At 67.2% G+C, this 12,018-nt stretch carries 11 protein-coding genes; 1 reads left to right on the top strand and 10 read right to left on the bottom strand.

The annotated features are described in order from the left end of the window. Positions 1 to 36: 36 nt before the first annotated feature. Positions 37 to 204, top strand: coding sequence for a hypothetical protein (locus Q7T84_RS08355; protein ID WP_304807669.1), 168 nt, complete (start codon positions 37 to 39; stop codon positions 202 to 204). Between the two features lie 79 nt (positions 205 to 283). Here the strand turns inward: Q7T84_RS08355 and Q7T84_RS08350 are convergent, their stop codons facing one another. From Q7T84_RS08350 to Q7T84_RS08305, 10 genes are all read right to left on the bottom strand, one after another. After that, a complete protein-coding gene (locus Q7T84_RS08350; protein WP_304807667.1) occupies positions 284 to 1,477 on the bottom strand; it encodes a M48 family metalloprotease in 1,194 nt (397 codons plus the stop codon). A 59-nt stretch (positions 1,478 to 1,536) separates the two neighbouring features. Beyond that, positions 1,537 to 1,977 carry a DUF488 family protein gene (locus tag Q7T84_RS08345; RefSeq protein WP_304807665.1) on the bottom strand — a complete coding sequence of 147 codons (441 nt, stop codon included), beginning with the start codon at positions 1,975 to 1,977 and terminating at the stop codon, positions 1,537 to 1,539. A gap of 77 nt (positions 1,978 to 2,054) precedes the next feature. Further along, positions 2,055 to 3,086, bottom strand: a complete 1,032-nt coding sequence (locus Q7T84_RS08340) for a mechanosensitive ion channel family protein (protein WP_304807663.1) — start codon at positions 3,084 to 3,086, stop codon at positions 2,055 to 2,057. 6 nt (positions 3,087 to 3,092) lie between these two features. Then, a complete protein-coding gene (locus Q7T84_RS08335) occupies positions 3,093 to 3,527 on the bottom strand; it encodes an ester cyclase (protein ID WP_304807661.1) in 435 nt (144 codons plus the stop codon). Then, entirely contained in the window at positions 3,528 to 5,021 is a 1,494-nt protein-coding gene (locus Q7T84_RS08330) for a hypothetical protein (protein WP_304807659.1), read from the bottom strand. 48 nt (positions 5,022 to 5,069) lie between these two features. Further along, the gene (locus tag Q7T84_RS08325; RefSeq protein WP_304807657.1) at positions 5,070 to 5,378 is read right to left on the bottom strand and encodes a hypothetical protein; all 309 of its coding nucleotides are present in this window, start codon (positions 5,376 to 5,378) and stop codon (positions 5,070 to 5,072) included. 52 nt (positions 5,379 to 5,430) lie between these two features. Further along, entirely contained in the window at positions 5,431 to 6,117 is a 687-nt protein-coding gene (locus Q7T84_RS08320) for a GNAT family N-acetyltransferase (protein WP_304807655.1), read from the bottom strand. A 66-nt stretch (positions 6,118 to 6,183) separates the two neighbouring features. Next, positions 6,184 to 8,880: a pyruvate, phosphate dikinase gene (ppdK, locus tag Q7T84_RS08315; RefSeq protein ID WP_304807653.1), complete on the bottom strand. Its 2,697-nt coding sequence runs from the start codon at positions 8,878 to 8,880 to the stop codon at positions 6,184 to 6,186. Between the two features lie 14 nt (positions 8,881 to 8,894). Beyond that, positions 8,895 to 11,171, bottom strand: coding sequence for a glycine--tRNA ligase subunit beta (gene glyS / locus Q7T84_RS08310; protein ID WP_304807651.1), 2,277 nt, complete (start codon positions 11,169 to 11,171; stop codon positions 8,895 to 8,897). A 2-nt stretch (positions 11,172 to 11,173) separates the two neighbouring features. Then, positions 11,174 to 12,018, bottom strand: an 845-nt coding sequence (locus Q7T84_RS08305; protein WP_304807649.1) for a glycine--tRNA ligase subunit alpha, incomplete at its 5' end; no start/stop codon positions are given.

Raw genomic sequence — 12,018 nt, 5'->3', positions numbered from 1 at the left:
CCGCCGATCCTGGCGAGTCGCTCAGCGGAAGCGCCTATGAAACCACCGTCCAAGCCTTCCGATCCCAGGCGCTCGGCGACGCCGACCCGCAGCTATGCTCCCCCCACGCCCAAGGTCTCGCGCCAGAAAGCGGCCAAGGTGCTGAGCCCCGCCGAGCGCGCGGCCTTCCTGGCCTCGCGTCCGGACCTCAAGCCTAAGACTTGATGGCCGCGAGCAGGGCTGGGTCGGCCAGGATGACGAGGCCACGGGCCAGGCCGGGGAGCGGATGTGACTTCGCCATCGCCTATCGAACCTCGTCCACCTGGGCCTGGGCGGCTTTCCAATCCATGGCCATGCGCACGCGGCTCCCGACCGCCGGGTGGTCGTAGAACAGGGTCTCCTCCAGCTTGGAGGGGGTGGCGGCGCGGTATTCGATGGTCTTGACCAGGGCCCTGGCGAGGCCGTCCGGCTCGTTGACGTGGGTCAGAGAGTAGCGGTCGGCGTCGACCTCGACGGCGCGGGTGACGCCGAAGATGATCGGCGCGCCCAGCAGGCCCAGCACCGCCAGGATGATGCTGATGGCCGGGAAGCCGGCCGGGTCCGAGAGACCCGTCACGCCCTTGGCTCCGGTCAGCCTGACGACCGGTGCGAACAGACGGTCGACCAGGAAGAAGCTAACCAGGGCGAGGCCGCCAAAGGCCAGGGCCATCCAGATCGCGTGCATGTGGACATAGTGGCCCATCTCGTGGCCGACCACGGCCTTGACCTCGGGCAGGTCGGCCCCCTTGGCGAACATCACATCGCTCATGGCGATGCGGGCGGTCCCGAACAGGCCCGAGACATTGGCGGTATAACGGTTCGACTGCCGCGAGCCGTCATAGATGTAGATCTTGTCGTGCGGCACCCCACCCGCGATCGCCATCGCCGCCACGGCGTCGCGGACCGGTCCGGGCGGCGCCGGCTGGTAGGTGTTGAACAGCGGCTGCACGAACACCGGGGCCAGGACCATCATCACGATGATGAAGCCGGCGACCAGGCCGCCGCCCCACAGCCACCAGCGCCGAGCGGTCCGGCGGATCAGCCAATAGAGCAGCGAGAACAGCAACACGGTCACGATCACGACGATGACGGTGTTCAGGGTCAGCTCACCGAGATAGCCGCCGAGCGGTTGGCTGGTGAGGCCGTAGCTCGCCTCCCGCCACCAGTCCGAATAGATCGTCCAGGGCAGGGTCAGCAGGGTTTCGATCAGGGTGTAGAGCGCGATGAGCGCGGCGACGGCCAGCCAGGGCCGGGCCTTGCGGGCCTCGATCCGCGCGCGAACCCGGACCAGCAGGCCCGAACGCAGGACCAACCAGCCGACCAGGACCGTGACCAGCGCGCCCCACAGCAGCAGCCAGTGGCCGCCCTGGGTATAGGCGACGGCCTTGGCGTGGGCCTGCGGCGGCAGCTGCGCCAGATAGGCGGCGGCCGCCGCGGCGGGATCGAATTGCTGGGCCATGAGCGCCCTCCCCTGTCAGCGGCGGAAGAGGCCAGAGAACCGGTTGTTTGTCAGCCCTTTTACAGGTTCTCGACCGGGCAACCGAGGTCTTCGCAAATGAGGTCGGCCAGGATCTTGCGATGGCAGCCGTGATGGTCGGCCTCGAAGCACAGCAGCGCGATCTTCTTGGCCGACGGCAGGTCCTTGGCGCGGGCCAGTTCGAGCTGAGCGGCGGGCTCGGCCATATGCTCCTCGAAGATGGCGGTCATCTCGGCGATGTGGCCCTTGCGCGCCGCATCCCGGCCAGGTTTGGGCGTGCCGAGCTGGCGTAGGTGCACATAGTCGATGCCGGCCTCGGCGAGGCTGGCGGCCAGCAAGGTCTTGGAAAAGCCCGCGAGCCGCGAGGACGCCACGGCCCGGACATCGACCAGGGTCTCGACGCCAGCGGCCTTCAGGCGGGCGATGACGGCGTCCTGGGTCTGGCGTTCATAGCCGATGGTCGCGAGGGGCTTGGCGCTCATGGGATGAGGATGGGGAGCCGGCGGAGCGGTGGCAAGTGCAGCGCCCAGGTCCTCGCCCGGCCAAAGGCCGGTGGGAGCTACTTCGGACCCGGCTTGGTCGGCGCCTGGTTGGCGGCGTCTTCTCGCGCGCCGCGGACCAGATCGTCGGCGGCGTCGTTGACGGTGCGACGGCTTTCCTGGTGTGAAGTCTCGGCCTCGTCGCTCTTGAGACCGAACGCGCTGCGGGCGGCCTCGCCCTCCTGGCCGAACAGGCTGCGGACGCGCAGTTCCTGCTGGGGCAGCGGGATCTCGAAGCCGCCAGCGCGCAGGGCGTCCTCGATCGCCCAGGTGTAGGCGGCATGGGTTGCGTTGGGACGCTTCACCGCCTCCAGAGCCGGCCAGACGACCAGCTCGAAATTGAGGCCATGCGTCGCGAAGCCGACCAGCCAGACCTGAGTCTTACGCGCGCTGGTGTCCTTGAGGGTGAAAGGTATGTGGTGCGCGGCACGCAGCACAGCCTCGCGCACCTTCTCCTTATCGGCGCCATAGGCGACGATGAAGGGAATGTGCATCCGCCGGGCGCCGTTCTGGTGGGTCCAGTTGGTGACCGGCGCCTCGATCAGGCGGGAGTTGGGGATCAGGACGTCGAGGTCGTCATTGTTGCGGACGCGGGTGGCGCGCGGACCGATCTCGGCCACGATCCCGCGTTCGCCGGTCTGCAGCTCGATGTAGTCTCCGATGCGGATCAGCTTGTCGAACAGCAGGACCAGGCCGGAGATGAACTCCTTGACGATGCCCTGCATGCCAAAGCCGAGGCCAACGCCAAGCGCGCCGGCGAACAGGGTCAGTGACGATAGGTCCAAGCCCAGCGTCGAGAACGCCGCTATGATCCCGAACACCACCAGGCCATAGGTGGCCAGCTTTTCGAAAATGTAGATCGACGGCGCGGCCTGGCTGGCCCGCCCACGGACCCGGCGCAGGGCCGAGGCGACAATGCGCGAGGCCAAGACCGCCAGGGCGATGATCAGGATCGCCGCCGCCAGCCCGCCGACCGTGATCGATGACTTCCCAAGCTGCACCAGCTCAAACCGGCTGAACCGGAAGAAGTCGGATAGGAGCTGCTCACCCATGCGCGGTCAGCCGACCCCGAGTTGGGCCCAGATGGCCTGCTGGTCGAAGTAAGGGCGTTCGGCGGTGATCTTGTCGCTGCCCGTCGCGAACTCGAAGACGGCGGCCATCCGCACGCGGAAACTCTTGCCCGCGCCCTCGATGACCTGGCCCTTCACATGCATCGGGCCGGTATGGGTGCCCATCAGCCAGAACTCGACGATCACCGCATCGCCGTCCTGGTGCAGGGCGATGATCTCGTTGGACTGGTCGGGGAACGGCGTGCGCGAGCGCTTGAAATAGCCGCGAACCGCCTCGTCGCCCTCGATCACCGTACCCTGGCCGAACAGCTCGTAGCGCGGGGTGGCGAAGGTCGCCATCACCGCGTCGAAGTCGAGTTCGTTCTCCAGCCGCATATGGTCGCGAACGGTCTTCTCGCGGGCGGCGCGCAGGGCGTCGATCATTTACAGCTTCTCCGGATAGATCGGCGAGATGTCGACCGGGATGTCCTTCAGGGTGGCGATCACCTGCTCGGCCTGCGGGTCCAACTTGGCGTAGCGGTCGAAGAAGGCGTTCATGCCGGCATAGTCGCCGTCGCCCTGCAGTTTGACCAGTTCGGCGAGCAGACTGGTGATGGCGGCCTGCATGGCGTCGTCGTTAACGCGGAACCGCTTTTGGCCCTCGTCCCAGCTGAAGGCGCCCTTTTCGCGCAGGTAGCCGTACTGCAGCGCCGCCCCGCGGCCGTGGGCCTCGCCCACGCCGAAGCGGGCGGCGCGGAAGATGCCGGCCAGGTAGCTGGCGAACAGCTGCGAGCGCTCGGCCTTGGGCAGTTCGCCCTTCTCCATCATGAAGAGGATATTGTAAGCGCCCATGACGTCGGCCTTGGCTTCCTCAGCCGTGCCGCCGATGTCCTTCAGCTCCGCCGAGACGGTGGTGTCGCGGCCATTCACCTTGATCGAACCCGGGCCGAGGCTGTGCGAGAGCTCGTGGAAGAGCGTCTCCAGGGTCATGTACTTCTTGCTGACCAGCGGAGCCTGCTCGGCGACCAGCACGCGGTCGCCCATGGGCTTGAGGATGCGGTCGTACTTGGCGCCCAGGACATTGGAGAGGATGACCTTCTTGGCGCCCTTGGCCTCGCGGACCCGCTCGTCGTTGGGCAGGTTGAAGGCGATAGTCTGCGGCCCCACGGTGTTGTCGCCTCCGCCGCGCACCTGCTCGGCGACCGCGATGGGTGAAGCGCCGCCGCGCTGGAAGTTCTTGTACTTGTCGGCGACCGGGAGGTTCTCCTCCATGGCGCGCAGGTAGCCCTTGTACTTGTCGAGCGCCTTGCTCTCAGCCGGATCCTTCAGGGTGACAAAGGCCTCAAAGGCCGTCTTCGCGCCGTAGATCTCGTCGGTGTAGGTCTCGTAAGGGCCGATGGCGACCTCGATAGGCGTGCCTTCCAGGTCCATCCAGGCCATCTCGGATTCGAAATAGTCGTTGGAACGGAAGGACTTGGCCCGAAGGGTCAGGAATTTCTTGAGGCTGGGATTGGTGGTGATCGCCGCGGCTTGCTCGAGTAGCTTGGCGGCGGTTTCCAGCTCGGCCTTGTACTCGACATTGTAGGGGATGGTGACGAGCCGGTCGCCCTGGCGGCGGACCACGGTGTAGCCGTCGGTGATCGCCGCCTTCTGGTCCGGATGAGCCGCGAGATAGGCGTCGAGCTGCGCCTTGGTGAAGCCGTCGGGATAGAAGCCGTGGCCTGGGCCCGCGCCCTTGGCCTGCTTGGCGTAGATAACGCTCATCTGGTCGGCGGCCTTGATCAGCAGGTTCACCACCTGCCGCTCCTCGGGCGTCAGGAAGCCCGACTCAACCGGCATCTCGATGCGCGCCAGGCCATCGGCTTGCACGGGCGCGGCAGCCAGGACGACGGACGGAAGGCAAAGGGCCGCGAGCAGCGGGACGACGATCCTACGCATAGGAAAAGGCTCCAGATTCCCCGCGCCATCTGGCGGGACGCGCGGACCCTATCGGCGCGGTTCGCCGTCGTCGAGGATGGTGAGGCGCCGCACGACCAGTTCGTCGATTTCCAATCGCTTGATCCGCGCGCGGCCGACTCCGATCTTGCCAATGGCCAGGCGTCCGATCGCGAGCGCGCCAACCGCGAAGGCTCCGAAGGCGACGGCCCCCAGGGCCATGGCGCCCATCGTGCCGAGGCCGACGGCGCCGGCCGGCGTGGCGCGGGGCGCGACGAAGATCGACTGCGGGCGCGGCCGGCGCGAAGGCGCCTCCACCAGGGTCGCGGGCTCGCGACGGGTGTGCAGTTGCAGCGCCATGTCTCTCTCCTTGTCGGTCAAATCCAGCCTATCTCCTGAGACGGCCGTCCGGCTAGCCGCTCGTCAGGGTGGTCATGACGAGTTCGCGGCTGAAGTCGAAGCCGAGCGCCTGGTAGAGCGCGATCGCCCCGGTGTTGTGGGCGTAGGAATGCAGGAACGGAACCTCGTCACGTGCCCGGATGCGGGCGGCGACCTCAAGCATCAGGCCGGCGGCGTAGCCGCGCCCTCGGTGATCTGGATGAGTGCAGACGCCGCTGACCTCGGTATGACCCGGCGGTCGCATCCGCTCTCCGGCCATGGCCACGAGCTGGCCCCCGACCTTGACCCCGACGAAGCGGCCAAGTTGGTGGGTGCGGGTGAAGAACGGACCGGGCGCGGTCAGGGTGGCGAGCGCCAGCATCTGAGGCGCATCGGCCTCGCTCAGGTCCTCGATGGCGAAGGCCGGTTCGCCCACGGGGTTAGGCTCCTGGGCCACCATCTGCCAGCAGACGGCGCGGCTGCGCACCGCGACGCCAGGGATGGGCGGCGGAGCATCGGCCTCGACCAGCGCGACATCGCCATGGGCCGCGACCAGGGCCGCGAGGTCGGCGATGGACTGATCGGAGGTGTCTGGCGTGGCGGCGAAAAGGCCGTAGTCCGGCGCGAACCGCAGGGCCGAGCCCTGCGCCAAGCTTAGCTGGGATTGCCGCCCGGTGAGCGCGGACCAGACCGGGCGGTCGAGGGGATGAACACTACTCATCCCCTTCCCTAGCGTGAAGCGACCTCGGGTGTCATCCCGGCCAAGCGGTGGCCGGGACAGAGCCCCCTAGCGGTCTTTCTCAATGCCGCCGACGGCGGCTTGGGCGGCGGCCAGGCGGGCGATCGGAACCCGGAACGGCGAGCAGCTGACATAGTCGAGGCCGATCCGTTCGCAGAACTCGATCGAGGCCGGATCGCCACCATGTTCGCCGCAGATGCCGAGCTTGACGTCGGGGCGGACCGCGCGGCCGCGCTCGGTGGCGATGCGGATCAGGTCGCCAACGCCTTCCTGGTCGAGGGTCACGAAGGGATCGCGTTCGAAGATCCCCTTTTCCAGATACGCGTTCAGGAAGCGCCCGCTGTCGTCGCGGCTGATGCCGAAGGTCGTCTGGGTCAGGTCGTTGGTGCCGAACGAGAAGAACTCGGCGTGCTCGGCCAGGTCGCCGGCGCGGATGGCCGCGCGCGGCAGTTCGACCATGGTGCCGACCTGATACTCGATTTTCTGGCCGCGTTCCTTCAGCACCGCCTGGGCGACGCGGTCGGTCAGCACGCGCAGGTACTTCATCTCTTCGCCCTTGGCGACGAGCGGGTGCATGATCTCGGGGATCGGGGCGGTCTTGCCGCTTTCAGCGATCTCGCAGGCGGCCTCGAAGATCGCCCGGACCTGCATCTCATAGATCTCGGGATACGAGACGCCCAGGCGGCAGCCGCGGTGGCCAAGCATCGGATTGGTCTCGTGCAGCTCCTTGGCGCGGCGCATCAGCTTGGCCGCGTCGAGGCCGGTCGACTTGGCCAGGCCCTCAAGGTCGGCTTCGGTGTGCGGCAGGAACTCGTGCAGCGGCGGGTCGAGCAGCCGGATGGTGACCGGCAGGCCTTCCATGATGTTGAAGATCTCGACGAAGTCGTTGCGCTGCATCGGCAAGATCTTGGCCAGGGCCGTGCGGCGGCCGGCCTCGTCGTCGGCGAGGATCATCTCGCGCACGGCGGCGATGCGGTCCTCGTCGAAGAACATGTGCTCGGTGCGGCACAGGCCGATGCCCTCGGCGCCGAACTGACGGGCCATGCGGGCGTCGAGCGGCGTTTCGGCGTTAGCGCGCACCTTCAGGCGGCGGATCTTGTCGGCCCACTCCATCAGGGCGGCGAAGTCGCCGGTGAGTTCGGGTTCGATCATCTTGACCGCGCCGGCCAGGATTTCACCCCTGGAGCCGTCGACGGTGATGATCTCGCCGGCCTTGAAGGTGCGACCGCGCACGCGCAGTTCGCCGGCCTTGCCGTCGATCTGCAGTTCGCCGGCGCCCGAGACGCAAGGACGGCCCATGCCGCGCGCCACGACGGCGGCGTGGCTGGTCATGCCGCCGCGAGCGGTGACGATGCCGCGCGCCGCGTGCATGCCGTGGATGTCCTCAGGCGAGGTTTCGTCACGGACCAGGATGACCGACTCGCCGGCCGAACCCAGGCGCTCGGCCTCGTCGGAATTGAAGACGATCTTGCCGGTCGCCGCGCCAGGCGAGGCCGGCAGACCGGTGGTGATCACGTCGCGCGGGCTGGCCGGGTCGATGGTGGGGTGCAGCAGTTGGTCGAGGCTGCCCGGCTCGACGCGCATGATCGCTTCTTGCTGGGTGATCAGGCCCTCGCTGGCGAGATCCACGGCGATCTTCAGCGCCGCCTTGGCGGTGCGCTTACCGTTGCGGGTCTGGAGCATATAGAGACGCCCCTTCTCCACCGTGAACTCGATGTCCTGCATGTCGCGATAGTGCTGCTCGAGCTTCTCGACGACGGCCTTGAACTGCAGGAAGACTTCCGGCAGCGCCTCTTCCATGGAAGGGGACTTCTCGCCCATTTCCTCGCGGGCGATCTTGGTCAGGGCCTGGGGCGTGCGGATCCCGGCGACGACGTCTTCGCCCTGGGCGTTGATCAGGAACTCGCCATAGAGGCGCGCTTCGCCGGTCGACGGGTTGCGGGTGAAAGCCACGCCGGTGGCGGAACTGTCGCCCATGTTGCCGAACACCATCGACTGGACGTTGACGGCCGTGCCCCAGCTTTCCGGGATATCGTGCATGCGGCGATAGAACTTCGCCCGGTCGTTCATCCAGCTGGCGAACACCGCGCCGATGGCGCCCCAGAGCTGAAGATGCGGATCTTGCGGGAACGGCTTGCCTAGCTCGCGCTGGACGGCGTCCTTGTAGTCGGAGACCACGCGCTCCCAGTCATCGGCCGACAGGCCGGTGTCCACGGTGACGTCGAGGCGGTCCTTATGTTCGTCGAGGATCTCTTCGAACATGTGGTGATCCAGATCGAGGACCACGGCGGAGTACATCTGGATGAAACGGCGATAGCTGTCGAAGGCGAAGCGGCGGTCACCGGAAAGCTCGGCTAGGCCCGCGACCGTTTGGTCGTTGAGACCAAGGTTCAGCACGGTGTCCATCATGCCGGGCATCGAGGCGCGCGCGCCCGAGCGCACCGACACCAGCAGCGGATTGCCAGGATCGCCGAAGGTCTTGCCGGTCAGCTTCTCGACCGTGGCGAGGCCCGTCAGGACCTGGTCCTTCAGCTCCGCCGGGTACTGCTTTTCGTTCGAATAGTAGTGGACGCAGGCTTCGGTGGTGATGGTGAAGCCCGGAGGAACCGGCAGGCCGAGCGAGGACATCTCGGCGAGATTGGCCCCCTTCCCGCCCAGCAGGTTCTTCATTGAAGCGTCACCGTCGGCGCTTCCGCCACCGAAGGAATAGACCCAGCGCGACTTGGTCAGCGTATCGGTCGACATTCCTTGAGGCCTCCTTAGCCCGTCACTTGTGAGAAGTCCGCGACCCGTTCCATCAGATCGCGAACCTGCACGAGAAGACGCAGGCGGTTTTCACGTTCCGCCGCGTTTTCCGAATTTACCAATACACCTTCGAAGAAGGCGTCCACGGGGCCGCGCAGTGCCGATAGAGCACGCATCGCGCCTGCGAAATCCTCGTCCTGCAACCCGCGCGCCACCGGAGCAGCCGCGCCGGCGAGGGCGGCGATCAGCTCGCCCTCTTCCTTCGGCGCGCCGGGCATGCCGATGGCGGGGCCGACGGGCAGCGGGCCCTTCTTCTCTTCGGCCTTCAAGATGTTGCCCGCGCGCTTGTAGCCCGCCAGCAGGTTCGGGCCGTCAGCGCCGGTCAGGAAGCCGTCCAGGGCTTCCACCCGGGCGACGATCCGCACCAGGTCGTCGTCCCCGAGCGCGAAGACGGCGTCCACCAGATCGTGGCGCTTGCCCTGGTCGCGCAGGGCGACCTTCAGGCGGTCGGCCAGGAAGCTCAACACCTCGTCGGCCACCACCGCATAGGGACGGAACTCGTACAGGACGTCGCCTTCCGGCGCCTCGCCGGCCTGGGCCGTGCGGTCGAAGCGGATGTCGAAGTCCTCGTCCGTCGAGACGACGTAGGGCTTGCCCTCAAGCAAGGCGGCCTCGAACTCGCCGACATAGGTCTGGAAGACCTCGGACGGCGCGCGCGACTTCGGGCCCAGATAGCCCGTGGTGCGGCGGGTCGAGACATAGAGCGCGCGGCCCGGATCAACGTAGCAGCGCAGCGACTTGTACCAGTCGGCGACCAGCTCGCGCACCGGGGCGCGGGCTTCGGCGCCCAGCAGAATTCGGATCACGCCGAGCGCGGCGCGGCGCAGGGCGTAGGGGTCGCGCGAGCCCGTCGGCTTCTCGTCGATAGCGAAGAAGGCGGTCAAGGTGTCGAGCTTCTCGGCGATGGCCACGGCCATGGTCACCGGGGTGTCCGGCGCTTCATCGCTGGCGCCGACCGGGCGATAGTGGTCGCGGATGGCGTCGGCGACGACCGGGCTGATCTTTTCCTCACGGGCGTAGTAGCCGCCCATCAGGCCCTGAAGCTCGGGGAATTCGCCGACCATGCCGGTCGCCAGATCGGCCTTGGACAGGCGCGCGGCCAGGACGGCCTTGGGAACATCGGCGCCGACCCGCGGCGCGATGGCGCCGGCCAGGATCTCAAGGCGTTCGACCCGCTCGGCCAGGGTGCCGAGCTTGGCGTGGAAGGTCACGCCGGTCAGCTTTGCGAGGCGTTGCTCCAGGGTGACCTTACGGTCTTCATCCCAGAAGAAGCGGGCGTCTTTCAAACGCGCCGACAGCACCTTGCCGTTGCCGCGGGCGATTTCCTTGCCGCCGTCGGCCGCTTCGATATTGGCCACGGTCAGGAAGTGCGGGGCGAGCTTGCCGCTCACCGGGTCACGGACCGCGAAATACTTCTGGTGCGTGCGCATGGAGGTACGGATCACCTCGGGCGGCAGGTCCAGGAAGTCCGGGTCCATGTCGCCGAGGATCGGGGTCGGCCATTCGGCCAGGCCCGCGACCTCGTCCAGGAGTCCGTCGTCGTCGACCAGTTCCAGATTGCGCGCGAAGCACAGGGTGCGCGCGCCATCCATGATCTTGTCCTTGCGCTCCTCGGGGTCGAGGATCACGAAGTGGGCGGCGAGCTTGTCGCGATAGCTATCGAAGTCCTTCACCTTGAAGGGCTTGCCCGATCCCATGAACCGGTGGCCCTCGGTGATGTCGCCGCTCTCGATCCCGTCGATCGAGAAGGGCACGACCTCGCCGTTGAAGATGAAGACGATGCGCTTCAGCGGGCGCACCCAGCGCAGCGTGCCCCGGCCCCAGGTCATCGACTTGGGCCACGGGAAGCCGCGGATCACCTGATCGAGGATCTCGGCGACGATCTCGGCGGTCGGTCGGCCGGCGCGGTGGATGTGGGCGAACCAGACGCCGTCCTTCTCCACCAGCTTGTCGCGGGTCAGGCCGGTCGAGCGCAGGAAACCCTCGATGGCCGCATCGGGGGCGCCGACGCGCGGTCCCTTGCGGTCCTCGTGACGGTCGCCCTGGGCGATCGGCAGGCCCTCGGCGACCAGGGTCAGACGGCGCGGACCCGAGAAAGTCTTCAGACCTTCCGGCAGCAGGCCCTCGGCGGCCAGGCGCTCGCGGACCATGCGGTCGAAATCGCGCGCGGCCTGCACCTGCATGCGGGCGGGGATCTCTTCAGAGAAAAGTTCGATCAGCAGTTGGGGCATGTTCAGGCCTTCGCCGCCGCGGCGTCGGATTTGACGGCGTTGCCGCCCTCGTTCTCGACCCAGGCCTCGGCGCACATCTTGGTCAGGTCGCGGATGCGGCCGATGTAGCTTTGACGTTCGGCCACGGCGATCGCGCCGCGAGCGTCCATCAGGTTGAACAGGTGGCTGGCCTTCAAGACGTGGTCATAGGCCGGCAGCACGGTGCGCTGGCCTTGGGGACCACGGCCCTCGAGCAGGCGCGGCACCTGGCGCTCCATGTCCTCGAACTGACGCTTCAGCGTATCGACGTCATAGAGGTGGAAGTTGGCTTCCGACTGCTGGCGCTCGTTCTCCAGGAACACCTCGCCATAGGTCATCGGCGCGGGCCCGTCGGGATCGTTGAACGCCAGGTCCGTGAAGTGGTCGACGTTCTGGATGTACATGGCCAGGCGTTCCAGGCCGTAGGTCAGCTCGCCAGCCACCGGCCAGACATCAATGCCGCCCACCTGTTGGAAGTAGGTGTATTGCGTGACTTCCATCCCGTCGCACCAGACTTCCCAGCCCAGGCCCCAGGCCCCGACGGTCGGGTTTTCCCAGTCGTCCTCGACGAAACGGATGTCGTGAAGGCGGGTGTCGAGGCCGATCGCCTCAAGCGAACCCAAATAGAGTTCCTGCAGGTTGTCGGGGTTCGGCTTCAGGATCACCTGGTACTGATAATAGTGCTGCAGACGATTGGGGTTCTCGCCATAGCGGCCGTCGCCGGGCCGCCGCGACGGCTGCACATAGGCCGCCCGCCAGGACTTGGGCCCCAGCGCGCGCAGGACCGTGGCCGGGTGCAGGGTGCCTGCGCCGACCTCGATGTCATGCG

This window comes from Phenylobacterium sp. (genome assembly GCF_030654915.1).
Lineage (GTDB): Bacteria > Pseudomonadota > Alphaproteobacteria > Caulobacterales > Caulobacteraceae > Phenylobacterium.
Note: the sequence above shows the minus strand (reverse complement) of the source record. Positions and strands in the feature narration are given on the sequence as shown.

What these genes read in the sequence shown, in the direction of transcription:
- Q7T84_RS08355 (WP_304807669.1), top strand. Translation starts at nt 37, where the DNA reads ATGAAACCACCGTCCAAGCCTTCCGATCCCAGGCGCTCGGCGACGCCG.
- Q7T84_RS08350 (WP_304807667.1), bottom strand. Translation starts at nt 1,477, where the DNA reads ATGGCCCAGCAATTCGATCCCGCCGCGGCGGCCGCCGCCTATCTGGCG.
- Q7T84_RS08345 (WP_304807665.1), bottom strand. Translation starts at nt 1,977, where the DNA reads ATGAGCGCCAAGCCCCTCGCGACCATCGGCTATGAACGCCAGACCCAG.
- Q7T84_RS08340 (WP_304807663.1), bottom strand. Translation starts at nt 3,086, where the DNA reads ATGGGTGAGCAGCTCCTATCCGACTTCTTCCGGTTCAGCCGGTTTGAG.
- Q7T84_RS08335 (WP_304807661.1), bottom strand. Translation starts at nt 3,527, where the DNA reads ATGATCGACGCCCTGCGCGCCGCCCGCGAGAAGACCGTTCGCGACCAT.
- Q7T84_RS08330 (WP_304807659.1), bottom strand. Translation starts at nt 5,021, where the DNA reads ATGCGTAGGATCGTCGTCCCGCTGCTCGCGGCCCTTTGCCTTCCGTCC.
- Q7T84_RS08325 (WP_304807657.1), bottom strand. Translation starts at nt 5,378, where the DNA reads ATGGCGCTGCAACTGCACACCCGTCGCGAGCCCGCGACCCTGGTGGAG.
- Q7T84_RS08320 (WP_304807655.1), bottom strand. Translation starts at nt 6,117, where the DNA reads ATGAGTAGTGTTCATCCCCTCGACCGCCCGGTCTGGTCCGCGCTCACC.
- ppdK (WP_304807653.1), bottom strand. Translation starts at nt 8,880, where the DNA reads ATGTCGACCGATACGCTGACCAAGTCGCGCTGGGTCTATTCCTTCGGT.
- glyS (WP_304807651.1), bottom strand. Translation starts at nt 11,171, where the DNA reads ATGCCCCAACTGCTGATCGAACTTTTCTCTGAAGAGATCCCCGCCCGC.